This is a genomic window from Halomonas cibimaris, from assembly GCF_039537045.1.
In the GTDB taxonomy this organism is placed as follows: domain Bacteria; phylum Pseudomonadota; class Gammaproteobacteria; order Pseudomonadales; family Halomonadaceae; genus Vreelandella; species Vreelandella cibimaris.
Genome location: NZ_BAAAZT010000076.1, coordinates 56,266 through 73,007 on the forward strand (window position 1 = coordinate 56,266; position 16,742 = coordinate 73,007).

The 16,742-nt window shown below is 65.3% G+C and carries 15 protein-coding genes; 8 read left to right on the forward strand and 7 right to left on the reverse strand.

Going from position 1 to position 16,742, the window contains the following annotated elements; genetic code table 11:
• Positions 1-109: 109 nt before the first annotated feature.
• The 3 genes from ABD654_RS10605 to ABD654_RS10615 all read right to left on the reverse strand — a co-directional run bounded on the left by ABD654_RS10605 (position 110) and on the right by ABD654_RS10615 (position 4,110).
• Positions 110-1,774 carry a BCCT family transporter gene (locus tag ABD654_RS10605; RefSeq protein ID WP_344704858.1) on the reverse strand — a complete coding sequence of 555 codons (1,665 nt, stop codon included), beginning with the start codon at positions 1,772-1,774 and terminating at the stop codon, positions 110-112.
• A gap of 152 nt (positions 1,775-1,926) precedes the next feature.
• The gene (locus tag ABD654_RS10610) at positions 1,927-3,669 is read right to left on the reverse strand and encodes a methyl-accepting chemotaxis protein (protein WP_344704859.1); all 1,743 of its coding nucleotides are present in this window, start codon (positions 3,667-3,669) and stop codon (positions 1,927-1,929) included.
• A 66-nt stretch (positions 3,670-3,735) separates the two neighbouring features.
• On the reverse strand, positions 3,736-4,110 hold the full coding sequence (locus ABD654_RS10615) for a hypothetical protein (protein ID WP_344704860.1): 375 nt from the start codon (positions 4,108-4,110) through the stop codon (positions 3,736-3,738).
• Between the two features lie 202 nt (positions 4,111-4,312).
• On the opposite strand from ABD654_RS10615, the gene ABD654_RS10620 reads away from it, so the two are divergent.
• From ABD654_RS10620 to ABD654_RS10640, 5 genes are all read left to right on the forward strand, one after another.
• A complete protein-coding gene (locus tag ABD654_RS10620; protein WP_344704861.1) occupies positions 4,313-4,654 on the forward strand; it encodes a zinc ribbon domain-containing protein YjdM in 342 nt (113 codons plus the stop codon).
• 161 nt (positions 4,655-4,815) lie between these two features.
• Positions 4,816-5,877 carry an HlyD family secretion protein gene (locus ABD654_RS10625; protein WP_344704862.1) on the forward strand — a complete coding sequence of 354 codons (1,062 nt, stop codon included), beginning with the start codon at positions 4,816-4,818 and terminating at the stop codon, positions 5,875-5,877.
• A 52-nt stretch (positions 5,878-5,929) separates the two neighbouring features.
• Complete coding sequence (locus ABD654_RS10630; protein WP_344704939.1) at positions 5,930-6,931, forward strand: DUF2955 domain-containing protein; 1,002 nt, start codon at positions 5,930-5,932, stop codon at positions 6,929-6,931.
• A 43-nt stretch (positions 6,932-6,974) separates the two neighbouring features.
• Positions 6,975-8,672 (forward strand): sodium:solute symporter family protein, encoded by a 1,698-nt coding sequence (locus ABD654_RS10635; protein WP_344704863.1) that lies wholly within the window; start codon positions 6,975-6,977, stop codon positions 8,670-8,672.
• Complete coding sequence (locus ABD654_RS10640; RefSeq protein ID WP_344704864.1) at positions 8,669-8,797, forward strand: putative transporter small subunit; 129 nt, start codon at positions 8,669-8,671, stop codon at positions 8,795-8,797. Before ABD654_RS10635 ends, ABD654_RS10640 begins: the two co-directional genes overlap by 4 nt.
• Here the strand turns inward: ABD654_RS10640 and ABD654_RS10645 are convergent.
• Genes ABD654_RS10645 through ABD654_RS10660 form a run of 4 tightly spaced genes read right to left on the reverse strand, consistent with a single transcriptional unit; the run spans position 8,794 to position 13,775 of the window.
• Positions 8,794-10,968: a heavy metal translocating P-type ATPase gene (locus tag ABD654_RS10645; protein ID WP_344704865.1), complete on the reverse strand. Its 2,175-nt coding sequence runs from the start codon at positions 10,966-10,968 to the stop codon at positions 8,794-8,796. The genes ABD654_RS10640 and ABD654_RS10645 overlap by 4 nt on opposite strands.
• Positions 10,969-11,547, reverse strand: coding sequence for a c-type cytochrome (locus ABD654_RS10650; protein WP_344704866.1), 579 nt, complete (start codon positions 11,545-11,547; stop codon positions 10,969-10,971).
• Positions 11,548-11,553: 6 nt separating this feature from the next.
• The gene (locus tag ABD654_RS10655) at positions 11,554-12,162 is read right to left on the reverse strand and encodes a cbb3-type cytochrome c oxidase subunit II (RefSeq protein ID WP_344704867.1); all 609 of its coding nucleotides are present in this window, start codon (positions 12,160-12,162) and stop codon (positions 11,554-11,556) included.
• Positions 12,159-13,775 (reverse strand): cbb3-type cytochrome c oxidase subunit I, encoded by a 1,617-nt coding sequence (locus tag ABD654_RS10660; protein ID WP_344704868.1) that lies wholly within the window; start codon positions 13,773-13,775, stop codon positions 12,159-12,161. Before ABD654_RS10660 ends, ABD654_RS10655 begins: the two co-directional genes overlap by 4 nt.
• 293 nt (positions 13,776-14,068) lie before the next feature.
• Between ABD654_RS10660 and ABD654_RS10665 the strand changes: the two genes are divergently transcribed.
• The 3 genes from ABD654_RS10665 (at position 14,069) to ABD654_RS10675 (ending at position 16,630) form a co-directional block, all read left to right on the forward strand.
• Positions 14,069-14,896 carry a LysR family transcriptional regulator gene (locus ABD654_RS10665; protein WP_344704869.1) on the forward strand — a complete coding sequence of 276 codons (828 nt, stop codon included), beginning with the start codon at positions 14,069-14,071 and terminating at the stop codon, positions 14,894-14,896.
• A gap of 112 nt (positions 14,897-15,008) precedes the next feature.
• A complete protein-coding gene (locus tag ABD654_RS10670) occupies positions 15,009-15,899 on the forward strand; it encodes a sugar nucleotide-binding protein (RefSeq protein ID WP_344704870.1) in 891 nt (296 codons plus the stop codon).
• The gene (locus ABD654_RS10675; RefSeq protein WP_344704871.1) at positions 15,896-16,630 is read left to right on the forward strand and encodes a lysophospholipid acyltransferase family protein; all 735 of its coding nucleotides are present in this window, start codon (positions 15,896-15,898) and stop codon (positions 16,628-16,630) included. The genes ABD654_RS10670 and ABD654_RS10675 overlap by 4 nt, the downstream gene beginning before the upstream one ends.
• Positions 16,631-16,742 lie beyond the last annotated feature (112 nt).

A 16,742-nucleotide genomic window follows, 5' to 3' on the forward strand; every position in this document is an offset into this window, starting at 1 on the left:
AAGCGAGCGTGTGGAAAATAGTGAAAAAAAAACGCCATTCATCGAATGGCGTAATTATGCATATAGCGTAACACGGCTTGACCGGCAGGTCGACCGGCGCTGCACCGCCTTAACCGGGAAGCGCGTCGCGCGGCTCGCTCATCAGCCCTTTGACCACGGCGTAGCAGCACGCCAGCAGCACCAGAGAAAAGGGCAGCCCGGTGGAAATCACCATGGCCTGCAGCGCCGTGAGGCCGCCGCCCAGCAGCAGGGCAATGGCGATGGCGCCTTCAATCACCACCCAGAATACCCGCTGTACCCGAGGGGCGTCGATCTTGCCGCCGGCCGTAATGGCGTCGATGACCAGCGAGCCCGAATCCGAGGTGGTGGTAAAGAACACGATCACCAGCACAATGCCCAGAAACGAAGTGATCGAGGCCAGCGGTAGCTGGCTGAACATCACAAACAGCTGCAGCTCCACGGCGGCCTCGGCCAGGGCGTCAAACTGCTGGGTGATCAGCTGATCCAGCGCGGTATTGCCAAAGGCCGTCATCCAGATAGCGGAAATCACCGAGGGCACCAGCAGCACCGCGATGAGGAACTCGCGCACGCTGCGCCCGCGGCTGATGCGCGCCACGAACATGCCCACCAGCGGGGCCACGCTGATCCACCAGGCCCAGTAAAAGGCCGTCCATCCCTGGCTGTAGTTGGCGTCCGCCCGGCTGAACGGGTTGGACAGCGCCGGCAGATGGCGCACATACGCGCCGAGGTTGTCGAAAAATCCGCCGATGATGCCAACGGTCGGCCCGACGGCAATGACGAACAGCAAAAGCAAAAAGGCCAGCACCATGTTGAGCTGAGACAATCGCTGCACGCCCTTGTCGACCCCGGCCAGCACCGAAATCAGCGCGACCAGGGTGATACCCGAAATCAGCAGCACCATGGTGAGGTTGCTGTCCGGGATGCCGAACAGATAGCCAAGCCCGGCGGTGGCTTGCGAAGCGCCGATACCCAGCGAAGTCGCCAGCCCGAACAGGGTGGCAAACACCGCCAGAATGTCCACGATGTGGCCCGGCCAGCCCCACACGCGCTCGCCCAGCATCGGGTAGAGCACCGAGCGCATGGTCAGCGGCAGGCCCTTGTTGAACGAAAAAAGCCCCAGCGCCAGGGCGCTGACCGCGTAAATCGCCCAGGGGTGCAGGCCCCAGTGGTAGATGGTGGCGGCCATGGCCAGCGACGAGGCGGCGGCGCTGTTGCCCTCGGCCCCGCCCAGAGGCGCCCAGTCCGTGCGCAGGCCGTTCTCGCCGGTGCTCACCCCGCCCATGGACGAGGAGAAGTGCGTCACCGGCTCGGCCACGCCGTAGAAAATCAGCCCGATGCCCATGCCCGCAGCGAACAGCATGGATACCCAGCCCAGAAAGCTGAAGTCTGGCCGGGCCTTGGGGCCGCCCAGGCGCACCTTGCCCAGCGGCGAGACAATCAGCCCCAGGCAGAGAACGACAAAAACGTCAGCGCTGGCCAGAAAAAACCACGACAGGTGGTCGGTCAGCCCGTTGCGCATCAAGGTAAAAATCGGCTCGACCTGATCTTGCAGGGCAAGGGTCAGTATCACGAAAAACAGCACGACCAGCGCTGAGATCGAAAATACCTTGCCGTGCAGGTCCACCTCCAGCCCGAAGCGGCTGGCGCTGATATTGTCTTGACCGATCTGATAGTCGGTATCAATCAGTCGGGTAGGGCCCTCCGGTGCGGGAATGCCCTCCGACGGGGAGGCGTGTTCATCCTGGTGCGCCATAAAAAAGCTCCCTGTTGGATTATCACCACAGCCGCGTAGCCTATCATGGCCCTGTAGCGTTTTATTGCCGCTGCAGGCCGCCTTTGGTCGAGGATAAAACGGGCGCAACGCCTCCGACGGCCTGCCTGAGCACCGGGTTTATCCGCCGCGCGTCAGAACTCTTCCCAGTCGTCCTGGGCGCTGTGGCTAAGCGCCGGCGCCGGCCGGGTGCGCGCGGCGGGCGAGGGGGCGGCCGGCCGGTGCGGCACGGGGTTGGCGTCGTCGTCGCCCAGCACGAAGGTGTCCACCAGCTCGCTTAGGTGAGCGGCCTGGTCGCGCATGGACTCGGCCGTGCTCGATGTCTGCTGAACCATGGAGGCGTTTTGCTGGGTCATGGTATCCATCTCGGTCACGGCGGTATTGACCTGGCCGATGCCGGCGCTTTGTTCCTTGGCGCCGGCGCTGATTTCAGCGATAACGTCGGTGACCTGGGTGACGCTTTGCACAATCTCGCGGATGGTCGCACCGGCTCGCTTGACGGCTTCGCTGCCGTGCTGGCTGTGGGTGACCGCGGTGCTGATCAGATCGCGAATCTCGCTGGAGGCCTCGGCGCTGCGGCTGGCCAGATTGCGCACCTCGCTTGCCACCACGGCAAAGCCGCGGCCGTGCTCGCCGGCGCGGGCTGCCTCTACCGAGGCGTTGAGCGCGAGGATGTTGGTCTGAAAGGCGATGCCGTCAATCATGGTGATGATTTCGCTGATGCGCGCCGCTGAATCGCTGAGGTTGTCCATGTTCTGTTCGACCTCGTCCATGGCTTCGCCGCCCTGGCGTGCCACGGCCACGGTGGAGGTGGCCAGCTGATTGGCCTGCTGCGCCGACTCGGCGCTGTGGTTCACCGTTGAGGTGATTTCTTCCATGGAAGACGAGGTTTGCTGCAGGTTGGAGGCCGCCTGCTCGGTGCGGGTGGCCAGCTCTTCGCTGCCCTGGGCCATTTCGCTGGCGCCGTGATGCACTTGGTACACGCTGCGGCGCACGTCCAGCAGGGTTTGCTGCATCCGCGTGACAAAGGCGTTGAACTGTTCGGCCAGCGCGCCGATTTCGTCTCGGGTGGTGACCTCCAGCCGCTGGGTCAAATCGCCGCGCCCCTGGGCAATATCGCGCATGGCCTCTGCGGTGCGGTTGATCGGGCGGACCAGCCGGCGCACCAGCCAGGCGGCCGTCAGTGCGGCTGCGAGAAACAGGCCCAGCGCGACGAGCACCGCGGTGAACATGCTCTTTTGCATGGTGTCGTTGGCGTCGGCGCGCACGCCGGCCATGATGCGCTCGATGTCGTGTGTGTATACCCCGGCCCCCATGACCCAGCCAAGCGCGGGTATGTTCATGATGTAGGACTGTTTGGGCCCGACTTCACCGGTTTGCGGGTGCTCCCAGCGATAGCGATAAAACCCGCCGCCGCTGCGCCCGGTCTCGATCAGGTCTTGCACGATATAGGTGCCGTCCTGGTCCTGCATGTCGTAGCGGTTGGTGCCCACAAAGCCGGCATCGCCGCCGCGTACGGTGCTGGTGCCGTCATAGTCGTAGGCCCAGACGTAGTTGTCGCCGTCGAAGCGTACGTTTTGCAGCAGCCGATAGACTTGCTGGCGCTTGGCTTGCCGGCCTAGCGTGCGGTCATTGACGATGGGGCGGATGGCACTGTAGGTGCTTTCCACAATGCTTTTGACCTTGTCTTTGCGCGCCTGAATCAGCTGGCTGCGCTGCTCGGCTACCGCCTGCCGGGTAGCGGCTTGCTGCCCCAGCGCAAAGGCGGCTACCAGCACAGCGGTAACCAGCAGCAAGGGAATCAGCACAAGCGAGAGTATTTTGCTTTGCAGACCGGAAAAGCGGCGAGCGCTGCGGGGCGCACCGGGAAGAGCCATAGTGTGTGTTTCCTTTTTGTTGAATAAACGCTGCTGAATACGCGGGGCATGTTGGCCGGTGCAAGGCTAGAAGGGCACTTCTCGCCGGCCGGTTTGAAAGGCGACCACTTTACGATAGATCTCCTTGGCGCGCTCGACGGCATCGGTTTCCATGGGGTCAAGGGCAACGTGGCGGCCGCCTTTGCTGCCGCCGCTTTGCAACAGCGTTTGCACATCGGCTCGGTGGCGAGCCAGAAGATGCTCCAGGTTGGTGTTGATCGCTTGGAGTTCGAGCGTAAAGCAGCGGCGCTGCTCCAGCCGTTTGGCCAGCTCGGCGCTGCTGGCGGCGTCGCGGATCAGGGTGTCCAGCGTCTGATTGACCAGTTTCTGGGCCCGGTTGAGACGCGGCACAATGACGTATACCACGTCGTCAAGCGCAAGGGTGGGGCGGTCGGTGTGCATAGGGCTTCAATAGAATGGACGAAAAGAGCGCCGTCAATTCTACGCGACGCCGCCCGACCGGCAAGCCTCGCCGCAGCGCGGGGCGATGCGACCGGGCCCGCCGCGGCTGAGGTATCAAGACGTGCCGGCTCGTCCGGCAGCGGTTTTTGCTAGACTGGCGCTGCAACATCTGTGTTTTTTATCGATCTGTTGAGGACATACCATGAGTCAGTACCCTGCCTGCCCCCAGTGTGGCTCCACCTATACCTATGCCGATCAGCAGCTTTTGATCTGCCCCGAGTGCGCCCATGAGTGGGTCGTTGACGGGGCGGTGGAAGACGACAGCGATACCCCCATGGTCAGCGATGCCAACGGCAACATGCTGCAGGACGGCGACAGCGTGACGGTTATCAAGGATTTGAAAATCAAGGGGTCTTCCTCGGTGGTCAAGGTCGGCACCAAGGTCAAGAACATCCGTTTGGTGGCGGGGGATCACGACATCGATTGCAAGATTGACGGGGTGGGCCCGATGAAGCTGAAATCGGCCTTCGTCAAAAAGGTGTAGTCACCGCCGGCCAGGCCCGCCGGGGCGTGGCGCTGCAGGCGGGGCAGCGGAACGCATTTATTCAGCCGGCTACTTCATGCTATGTTTAGCCGGCTAATTTTTACCTCGGCCGCTTTTGCCGGCCGTGCCGCCTTTCCGCTAGACCACGCTAAGAGAATGCCATGTCCCCGGAGCAGCGTTTCGCCCGCTGGGTGCGCGCGGCGATCGTGCTGTTCGTCGTGATGTTTGTGTACTTTGTGTTCGCCGATACCTATATGCCGGCCACGCCCCAGGCGCGTGCCCTGCGCGATGTGGTGCGCGTCGCCCCCCAGGTCAGCGGTGAGGTCGTGGCGGTGCCGGTGCGCAACAATACGCGGGTGCGCCGTGGCGAGGTGCTGTTTCGCATTGACCCGGAGCCGTTTGCGCTGGCGGTCGATAAAGCCAAGCTGGCACTCGATCAGGTGCGCCGGGACAACGCCGGGCTGGATGCCGCGCTGGCCGAGGCCAAAGCGAGCCTGGCCCGCCAGCAGGCACTCACCCAGGAGTTAAACCGCGAGCGCCGCCGGGTGCAGGCGCTGGTGGAGCGCGGCAGCGTATCGCGCCGGCGGTTCGACGCGGCAAGCGCTGACGCACGGGCCGGCGACGCCGCCGTCAACGCCGCCAAAGCCAAGGTGCACGCGCTACAGGTCCAGCGCGGTGCAAGCGGCGAAGACAACCTGCAGCGGCGTAAAGCGCGCAACGCGCTGGCAACGGCAAAGCTGGATCTGCGCCGCACCGCTGTGCGTGCCAGCCAGGACGGCTATATCAGCAACCTGCAGCTGGACGCCGGCGATAGCGTCAGCGCCGGCGTGCCGGTGATGGCCAACGTCGGCGATCGGCTGGATATCGTGGCGGACTTTCGCGAAAAAAGCCTGCTTCACGTCGCCGAAGGCGACCGTGCCTGGGTGGCCTTCGATGCCCGCCCCGGGGAGGCGTACCCGGCGCGGGTGGCCTCTATCGATGCCGGCGTGCGTGACGGCCAGCTGCCCCCTGATGGCAACCTCGCCCATATTCCGACCACTGACCGCTGGGTGCGCGACGCCCAGCGCCTGCGTATCCATCTTGCGCTGGATCATCCGCCGCCGGAGCTGCCGCCTACCGGCGCCCGGGCCACCGTGCAGCTGGCCCCGGTGAAAACGCCTGTTGCCCGGGGGCTGGCGCGGATGCAGGTGGCCATATTGAGCCTGCTGCATCATGTCTACTAGCGCACGCGCCTTGGCAAAAGCGGGCAAAGCGGCGCCGGCGCTGCCCCGGGGCATGGATGACAACGACCTGCGCCAGTGCCTGCGCGTGGCCTGCGGGGCGTCGCTGGGCTTTGTGATCAGCCAGCTGATGAACTGGAATTACGGCGTGTTCTTCACCGTCTTTCCGATGTTTCTACTGGGCATTCTGCCGGCGCTTAACGGGCATGTTGTGCGCCAGTTTCTGGGCAACGCGCTGATCAACTGCGTCGAGGTCAGCCTGGTGGTGGGGCTGACCCAGCACCTGCCGCCGGTGATGCTGTGCGCGGTGTTTGGGCTGTTTTACACGCGCTTTCGGCTGATGGCCCGGGGGCCGTTTTTTCTCTTCGGCGCCAACGGCGTGCTGACGCTGAGCATTCTTCTGCACTTTGCCAGCTACCCGGACGTAGACCTTAGCGATCTGTTTACCAGCAACGTGGTGGCAAGCGTGCTGGCGGTGGCCATTGCCGGGCTGATGCACGTGGTATTTCCCGATGTAGCGCCGCGCCAGCCGCCGCCCGGCGTGAACAAGTCGCTTTCGCGCATTCGCCACGAAACCCTGATCGGGGCGATCACCGTGACGCTTTCGTTTATCGTGTTTCAGGTATTCGATCTGCGCGATTCGCTGTCCGCTCAGATGTCTACGGTGCTGATTCTTTTCGCGCTGGGCTATCCCGGCGCGCGCAAATCGGCGGGCAAGCGCGCGGTGGGTACGCTGCTGGGGTGTCATCTGGCGGTTTTTGCCCAGCTGATGCTTTATACCCAGAGCCAGCACTTTTTGCTGGTCACGCTGGTGTACTGGCTGGGGCTGATGATGTTTGCTCGCCTGCACGTGCTTGAGCGTGCCGGGTCCGGCGTGGGCTTCGGCGCACTGTCCACGCTTGGCATTCTTTTCGGCCAGTATTTGTCTCCCCATCAGGACCTGGTGTACAGCGCGCTGTATCGTTTTACGTCCATGAGCGTGGCGATGGCGCTGACGGTACTGGTCATGGCGCTGCTGGACCGTGCCCTCAACGCCTGGGCGCCTACCCGGGCTTAGCCGTGGCTGCGGGTAGCGGCGTTCCACCAAGGGGGAGCTTGCCTTGAATAGCCAATCGTTATATCAGTTCTCGATCGGGACGGTGCTGTTGCTGCTGCTGGCGTTTTACGGCGGCACCTATCTGTTGACGCTGGGTATCCGCAAGAAAAAAGAGGATGCCGAGGCGTTTATGGTCTCCAACCATCGCATCGGCTTTGGCATGGGGGCGGCCAGCATGACCGCCACCTGGATCTGGGCGGCGTCGTTTTATGCCGCGGCCACCTCCGGCTACACCTACGGCGTGTCCGGCCCTGTTCACTACGGGCTGTGGGGCGCGCTGATGATTCTGTTCATTTACCCGTTCGGCCGGCGCTTTCGCGCGCTCGCCCCCAGTGCGGCGACGCTTGGCGAGCTGATCCACGCCCGCCACGGCAGCTCAAGCCAGCTGATTCTGGCGATTTCCAACGTTTTGGGCAGCATCATCAGCCTGATGGTCAACTTTACCGCGGCCGGTGCGCTGGTCGCGGTGCTCTCGCCGCTGTCGTTTCAGGCCGGGGTGGTAATGGCCGGCGCCGGCGTACTGCTGTATACCCTGTGGTCGGGCTTTCGCGCCTCGGTAATGACCGATTTCGCCCAGCTGGTGGCGCTGATGGCCATCGCCGTGGTGATTATTCCCGCGGTGTTTTTTTCCATGGGCGGGCCTGCCGCGCTTGCGGCCGGGCTGGATCATCTGACCGCCGAGCAGGCCAACTTCTTCTCCGGCAAAGCGATTCTGGAGCAGGGCGCGCCGTTTTTCGTCGCCGTGCTGGCCTACGCCATCGGCAATCAGACGATCTCCCAGCGCCTGTTTGCGGTCAACGAAGACCACATCAAGCCGACGTTTTTGACCGCCACCGTGGGCTACGGCGCGATCGTCATCGGCCTTGGCATGATCGGGCTGATGGCGCTGGCCGCCGGCATTGAGCCGATGAACGGCGACATGAACAATCTTATTCCGCAGATGGTGTCGGGCTACCTGCCGCCGGTGTTCATCGCTTTGTTTTTCATTCTGGTGATCGGTTCGCTTTCCTCCACGGCGGATTCGGACCTCTCGGCGCTGTCCGCGATCATGATGGCCGACGTCTACGCCAAGAACATCGCCAAGGGCCGCCCCGATCCTGATCGCATGCTGTGGGTTGGCCGGCTGACCATGATCATCGCCACCGTCATCGGCGTCGTTTTTGCCAGTTTCTCGCTGGATATTCTGGTAATGCTGGTGTTTGTCGGCGCACTCTGGGGGGCGATTGTTTTTCCGGTGATTGCCAGCTGCTTCTGGAACCGGGTGACCAACAGAGCGTTTACCACCTCGGTGGTGGCCGCCATGATCATGTTTTGCCTGGCGCGCTTTGAAGCGCTGCCGCTGGGCGGCGGCTTCGGCCTGATGTTCGAGCTTTTGGCCAGCATCGGCGGCGGCATCATCATCGCGCTGATGGTATTCGGTTTTCTTGGGCGCGCGGCCGGTGGCGTGGCCGGTGCGGCCGCGCTGATCGCGATGCTGGTGTTTGCCACCGGTTTTCTGCGCGACTACACCGTGCTGCTGGCCTCGCTGACGGCCTACGGCACCAGCACCCTGGTATGCACGGCGATGAGCCTTGCGAGCAAGAAAGCGCCGTTTGACTTTGACTCCATCCGCGACCGCGTGGGCCACTACCGCGATCACGCCGATGCAGCACCCGGGGTCGCCACGCCGGGCCGTCACGTGCAGCAGGAGATGTCTCCATGACCTTTTTAATGGGGTTTTACGTACTGATCTGGCCGGCGCTGACGCTTGGCGTGCTGGTGCTGATCTGCCGCGCGGTACTGCGCGACCGTCGCCAGGCGAAAAGAGAACGCCGCGACATGGTCTAGCGGGCGGCTTTCATGCGCAGGCTGTTGAGCAGCACGCACAGGGTGCTCAGCGTCATGGCAGCGGCTGCGATCACCGGGGCCACCAGGCCGGCCACGGCCAGCACCAGGGCCAGCGCGTTGTAGCCAAGCGCCCAGCCCAGGTTTTGGCGCATCAGCCGCCGGGCGCGCCGTGCCAGCGCCAGCGTGGCGGGCACGCGGCCTACGCCGTCGGGCAGGTATACCGCGGCGGCGGCCTGGGCGGTCGGCGTGGCGTCGCCCACGGCCATGCCCAGCCGGGCACCGGCCAGCGCCAGCCCGTCGTTCAGGCCGTCGCCGACGAACGCCACGGCCCGGCGCTGTTCCAGCCCCTCGATAAAGCGCTGCTTGGCTTCAGGGGTTACGCCGGCCACCACGCGCTCCGGGGCAATGCCCAGCCGCTCGGCCTGGCGCAGGCAGGAGGCGCGGTGGTCGCCGCTGAGCAGGTACACTTCGTGGCCGGCGCGCTTGAGCGCGGCGACCGTCTCGGCGGCGTCCGGATGCAGGGCTTCGTCAAAGTGAATCACGCCCCGGTAGCGGCCGTTTTCGGCCAGGTGCAGGGCCATGCGCGCATCGTCTGCGGGCGGGACGCTCACGCCCTGCTCGCCAAGCCATGCGGCGCGGCCGGCAAGCCGCGTGTGGCCGTCGCGCTCCCAGCGGGTGCCGAGCCCGGCCTGCACTTGGCGTACGCCGCCGCCCGCCCGGGCCGACGGTGGCGCATGTGCGGCCAGGCTGTGCGCCACGGGGTGGTCGGTGCCGTGAAGGGTGTCGGCGGCAAGGGCCAGCAGCGTCTCCGGGGTATCGTCGCCGGCGGGAAGCACCTCGGCTATGGCCGGCGTGGCGGTGGTCAGGGTGCCGGTTTTGTCGAACACGACGACGTGAGCGTCGGCGGCGGTTTCCAGCGCTGCCGGATCGCGGAATATCACCCCCTTGGCCACCATGCGCGCATGCCCGGTGACCACTACCAGCGGGATCGCCAGGCTCAGCGCGCAGGGGCAGGCAATGATCAGCACGGCAAGCCCCCGGGTTAGCGCTTCGTCGGCTGCAAGCCCCAGTGCGGCCCCAAGCCCCGTCGCCAGGACGGCGGCTGTGACGATAATCGGCAAGAGCACCCGGGCGGCGGCATCGGTCAGGCGCTGCAGCGCAGTCTTGCGGCTTAAAAGCCCGCGCACCGAGCGCGCCAGCGCGTCAATGCGCCGCTCGCCTACCGCCGCGATAACGCTGAGTTCGAGCTCGCCGGTTACCAGCGTGCAGCCGGCGCGCAGGGTGTCGCCCGGGCCTGCCGTGCTGGGTTCGTACTCGCCGGTGAGCAGCGCCTGGTCAACCTCGCCGTGGCCTTCAAGCACCGCGGCATCCAGCGCCAGGGGTTCGCCGGCGGTGAGCACAATGCGTTCGCCCGGGGCGATCTCGGCGGCGGGCAGGGTCTCGCGGCGGCCGGCGGGGTCAAGCCGCGTGGCGGTTTCCGGGGCCTGGCTGAGGTAGCTGCGCACCACGTCGGCGGCCCGGCGGCGCACCCGGCCGTCGATGAAGCGGGCGATCAGCTGAAAAGTGATCAGCATCACCGCGGCGTCGAAGTAGACGTGGGCGCTGCCGCGCGCCAGCTGCCACACCGACACCGCCGTGGCGGCCAGCACGGCCAGCGTAATCAGCGCGTCCAGCCCCGGCGCGCCCACGCGCAGGGTGTTAAAGCCGACGCGATAGAAGTGCGCGCCGGAATACACCAGTACCGGCAGCGCAAAAAGGCCGCTGGCAAGCGCCAGCGGCCAGGTGATGCTTGGCTCGACGATACCCAGCGGGGCAAGGTAGACCAGATAGGCCGGCATCATGCACCACATGCCGAACACCAGTGCCACCGCCAGGCGGATCAGCAGCCGGCGATGCAGACGCTTGCCGCCGCCGGCATCGCGGCCTTCCTCGCCCGGGGCCAAAAGCCGGTAGCCCAGCCGGGCGACCGCCTTTTGCAGCCGGGCCAGATCGGTCTGTGCGGTGTCAAAGCGCACCGTGGCGCTGTCGGCGGCGAAGTTGACTGCCGCCTCCGCGACGCCGGGCTGGCGCTTGAGCATGGCCTCCACCGCGGCGGCACAGCTGCCGCAGTGCAGGCCTTCTACCACCAGCACGTCTTCGCGCAGCGGGGTGCCGCCGGAGGTGCCGGCCATTTACGGCGCCTCGAAGGTATCGCGCAGCTCGTCCGGTGACCAGGCGCCGCGCTCGCCGTACTCCTCGGCGTGGGCGTCGACCTGCTCGGCCTTGATGGCCGCGGCGTCGTTGCCCCAGGCCTGGCGCACGTGGCTGAGCACCGCGGCTATTTCGGCGCTGCTGAGCTGGCCGCCAAACGCCGGCATAACGCCGTTATAGGTGGTGCCCTGAACCTCGATCTCGCCCTGCAGGCCGTCGTGGACGATGGCGACGGGAATATCGGGGTCGCCCAGCAGCCACGCGCTTTCGGCAAGCGGCGGGAAAGAGCCGGGCACGCCCTGGCCGTTGGCCTGGTGGCACGAGGCGCAGCGGGCGCTGAAGATAGCACCGCCGTCGATATCGTCACCGGCTGCGGGGGCTTCTACCACCGAGCGGCTGTCGCCGCCGAGCATGGGTTTGCCGATCTGCCAGGCATAGTAGCCCACGGCCCACACCAGCAGCACGGCGATCCATGCGATGACCGGCCTGGGAACCGGGCGGCGGCCTTCTTCCGGTTCGGGATGTTCGCGGTGCTGGGCATTGTAGTCGTGACGCTTCATGACACCTTACTCCTGGGCTTCTTCGGCGGGTTGCGGCAGAGTCGGCGCCGGGTAGGTATGGTCCAGCGACTTGAGATAGGCCACCAGCGCCAGCGCGTCGTCGGTGGCCACCACCTGGCCGGTTTCCGGGCCAAAGGGCTCGGGAATCGTCAGCACCCGCTCGTCGTCATCGGCGGACGGCACCTTGCGGAACATGAAGCGATACGGCGGCATGATGCTGCCTTCCACCACCGCGCGCGGGTTGTACAGGTGCAGCAGGTGCCAGTCTTCGCTTGGCTGGCGCGCGCCGATGTTGAACAGATCCGGCCCGGTGCGCATGGTGCCCATCAGGTGCGGCTGGTCGTGGGCGTAGTCGCCGGGCACGGCAGGCCGCCCCCAGCCGCGATCCTTGTCGCCCGGGGCAAAGCTTGGGTCGCGCGGCTGCTGGCTGTGGCAGTACACGCAGCCGTTGGCGATGTAGAGCTCGCGGCCGCGCTGCTCCTGGTCGGTATAGGGTTCAAGATCCGGCGGTACCTGCTCGGTGGACATCTGAAGGTAGGGCAGCACCACCAGCGTGAGCATGGCCAGCAGCAAAATCAGTGCCGCGCCGGCCATTATCGCGAGAGCACGTTTCATGGCGAGGCCTCCTGGCGAGTAGAGCGGAACAGCGTAGGCTGATAGCGGCGTTCACCGTGACGGCGCAGCATGGCGATAAAGTGTACGGCAAACACCAGATGGCCAAGCGTCATCAGCGCCCCGCCCAGGGTGCGTGCTTCCAGATACGGAATCGTCATGCGCACAATGTCCATAAACGGCATATCGGCATCCAGCAGCGCCAGGCCTTCCTTCCAGCCGCCGACGGTCAGCGACACCACGTAGATGAAAATGCCCGCGGCGACCAGCCAGAAGTGCACGCTGATCATGCGCTTCCAGGGCCATTCCCAGTCCATCAGGCGCGGCATGATGAAATACACCGCGCCGAACAGAATAAAGCTTAAAAAGGCGTACATGCCCAGGTGCGCGTGGGCCACGGTGTAGTGGGTGAAGTGGGTGATGACGTTGACGCTGCGCAGCGCCTCCATGGAGCCCTGCAGCGAAGCGACGGTATACATCAGCGCGCCGATCCACACAAAGCGCAGGGTGGGCGAGTCCTTCAGCCGGCCGAAGTGGCCCCACATGGTGCCGTGGTGGTTGATCGCCACGGTGATGACCGGCACCGACATCATCACGCTGTGCACGATGGAAAGGGTCACCAGCCAAGTGGGTACCGGCCCGCCGACCAGATGGTGAATGCCCACCTGGCTGTAGAACAGCGCCAAAGACCAGAAACCCAAAAGCGACAGCTGGTAGGAAATGATCGGCCGGCCGAGGATCTTGGGAATCATGTAGTAGGCAATGCCGATGCCGATGGGCGTGACCCAAAGCCCCAGCACGTTATGCGCAAACCACCAGTTGACCGTGGCGCCGGACGCGCCGGGAAAGGCAAACGGCAGGTTGGCGATCAAAAACAGAAACGGAAACCACACCAGCGCCGCCATCAGATACCAGCTGGTGACGTAGAGGTGGTCGACCTTGCGCCTGGCCGCCGTCAGCACCAGCGGAACGGCGCACAGCGCCCCGCCGATCACGAACAAAATATCGATCTGCCAGGGAAATTCCAGCCATTCCTCGCCGTCGGAAAGCCCCAGATTGATGGCGAGCAGCCCCATGACCAGGCCGATGTTCCAGATCACGCTGCCGGTGATCGCGTAGCGCCCGCCCACCAGCGAGGTGCGAAACAGCCGCGGCAGCAAAAACAGCGCCACGCCGATGCCCGCCATGGACGACCAGCCGTAGACCACGGCGTTCAGATGCATGGGCCGCACCCGGCCAAACGTCAGCCACTGCGTGTTGGCGAGAAACTCCGGCATGTGCATCTTGGTCGACGACAAAAGCCCGTAGAGCGAGCCGATAACCAGCCAGAACACCGCCGAGCCGATCCACGCAAGGGCAGCGCTGCGCGACGACTGGTCGGCCTGCCGGCGGATCTGCACGGCTTTTGCGTTCGCCGGCATGTCCCCGTCCAGGGTGTCGGCGATATCCCGGGCGGGGTCCTCGCCGTGGCCGACTTCGCCGGGCGGAAAGATGGTCTCGGCGGCTTTTTTGCCGTGGCTGAACTGGCCGGTAGCGATCGACCAGATCAGCAGCAAAAGGCCCACCGTGGACACCAGAAAGGTAACGATCAGCAAAACAGCAATCGTGGGCGTCATATCAGAGCTCCTGGGGCAGTGCCGGTGTCAGGGGCGTAAGGTGGTGGATAAGGCATGGCGCGGGTTGAGAGCTCCTGTGTGTAGAGTAGCGAAATACAAGCCGACGCGGCTGCGACGAGGCGCCGGGCGCTTTGTCCTCAGGCTAGGCGCTGCAGGCAGCGCTGTCAGGCCTTTAGCGAGCACAGGGCTTTCCAGCATAGTCACCGCCGCCGGCGGCGTATAATGAAAAGTGTCGGGCCGTTGTATCAACTGTGTTGATAGATCGGCAAAAGACACGCAATAGAGAGGCGCGAATGGAAATCACGCTTGCCAGAACTTTTCTGGAAATTCTGCGCCGCGGCAGTTTCAGCGACGCTGCCGCGGCGCTGCACGTCACCCAGACCACGGTAACGGCGCGGATCAACAGGCTGGAGCAGACGCTGGGCTGCCGGCTGCTGCGCCGCGACCGCGGCGGCATTGCCATGACCGGCGACGGCGAGCGCTTTGCCGACCACGCCGCGCAGCTGGTGCAGGTGTGGGAGACGCTGCAGCGCGAACTGCCCCTGCCCCGGGGGATCGACCGGGTGGTAACCCTGGGCGGCGAGGCGAGCCTGTGGCATCCCTTGCTGGCCCGCTGGCTGGAGCAAATGCGCAAGCGCTATCCGCAGCTGGCGGTGCGGATTCAGGTAGGCGAGCGCCGGGCCCTGCAGCAGCAGCTGGCCAGCGGCGGGCTGGACGCTGTGCTGGTGCACCAGGCCGATTACTGGCCGGGCATGCAGATTACGCTGGTGGAGGAAGACCGGCTGGTCATGGTGCAGGCGCCGGGCGCCGGCGACGATGATCCGTACCTGTACGTGGACTGGGGCGAGGTGTTTCGCCGCGAGCACGACGCCGTGCTGCCCTGGCTGGCAAGCCCGGTGGTGATGCTCAATCTCGGGCCGCTGGCGCTGGACTACCTGCTGGCCAACGCCGGCAGCGGCTACTTTCGCCTGAGCGCGGTGCAGGGCTATGTCGACAGCGGCCGGCTTGAGCGCGTCGCGCAGATGCCGGAGTTTGCCTATCCGGTATATCTGGTGCAGCCCCGCGAACGGTTTTTCCCCCACCTGGAGGCCGCGCTGGCGCTGCTGCACGAGCGGGGCTGAGCGGCTCGGGCTGCTTTTGCCGCCGCTGGGTATCCGGTAAAGTAGCAGGCCTTTAGCGGGCCTGCGTGGGCGCCCGCGGCCGATGGCGCGAACGAATAACGGAGAGGCTGTTGTGAAGCTGTTGATTTTGGATGCCGGGCACTGCCTGAGCCTGGCGCTGGCGCGCGAAGCGGGCCGGCGCCTTGATACCCGGCTGGTCATTGAGGCCGCCTCTTGGGTCAGCCCCGAGCGGCTTGACCAGATCGCCCCGGATGCGGTGATCGTGCCGCCGCTTTCAAGCCCGCTTAGCCTGGCACCGGCAGAGGTCACCGCGCACGCCGGCGCCGTGGAAGCCTGCCTGGATGCCTGCCTTTCCCGGGACGTGGCGCTGGTCTGGTGCGTTTCCGATCAGCTCTACGAGGCCGGCTATAACGAACCCATCGACGAACATCTGGTGCCCGAGCCTCGGGATGCCAGCCTGCGCCGGCTGGTGCAGACCGGGGACCGCATCCGCGCGGAATACCACCGCCACCTGATTGTGCGGCTGGGGCCGCTTTTTGCGCTGGAAGGCAGCCACGCCTGGCTGGGCCAGCTCATCGACAGCCTGGTCGCCGGTGACAGCGTGCGCGCCGCTGAAGACGTGATTTTCTGTCCCACCTCGGCGGATGCCGTGGCGCTTGCGCTGATCGGCATGCTGCAGCAGCTGGGCTGCGGCGTTCGTACCTGGGGGGCGTATCATCTGGCGGGGACCGAGCCGGTCAGCGCGTTCGGCTTTACCTCGGTAGTGCGCACCCAGCTGGCCACGCACCTGGAAGGCCGCGGCGAGGCGCTGACGCTGGGCGAAGTCAAGGCGCTCAACCACCATCACGATGCCAAGCTGCATCGGGTGCTTAACTGCCGGCGAGTGCTGGAAGTGTTCGGCGTGCACCAAAAACCCTGGCGGCTGGAGGTGGAGCGCATGCTGGACGCCTGGTGTTTGACCCGGGATGAGCCGGGCGCTGACGGCCAGGGAGGCACCGCGTGATCAACGTACTGCGCAGCGTCGTTTTCTACGTCGGCTATTTTTCCGCGATGCTGGTCTGCGGCGTGCTGCTGCTGCCCGTCGCGCCGTTTCTGCCCCTGGCCGGGCGCTACCGGCTGCTCAACCTTTACAACCATTTTTTGATTCGCTGGTTTCGGCTGGCCTGCGGGGTACGCTACGACATTCGTGGCCGCGAGCACCTGCCACGGGGCGCCTGTGTGATCCAGGCCAACCACCAGTGCGAATGGGAAACCGTGTTTCTTCAGGTGATGATGCCGCCGGTGTGCACGGTGCTTAAACGCGAGCTTTTGAACATTCCCATCTTTGGCTGGGGGCTGCGGCTGCTGCGACCGATCAGCCTGGACCGCTCGCGCCCCTCCCGGGCGCTGAAGCAGGTGCTGACCCAGGGCGTGGCGCGGCTGCAAAGCGGGCTTTCGGTATTGATCTTTCCCGAGGGTACCCGGGTAGATCCCGGCGTGCGCCGGCGCTATAACAAAAGCGGCACGGTAATCGCCTGCCGCGCCGGGGTGCCGGTGCTGCCGGTGGCGCACAACGCCGGCGAGCGCTGGCCCGGGCGCCACTGGGTCAAGCATCCTGGCGTGCTGCGGGTGCGTATCGGCGCGCCTATCGAGACGGCGGGCAAGACGCCGGACGCGGTGCTGGCCGAGGTGGAAGCCTGGATCGAAGGGCAGCTTGAAGAAATTTCCGAGGTGCCGCGCCCGCCAAAACCGTAGAAGCAGCTTGCCATCGTACGGCGATGTAGCCACGCAGCGGGGCGAGCATAAAACGTACCGCGGCGAGCATAAAAAACGGCACCTGCCAAAGCGGGTGCCGTTTTTTTGGGCG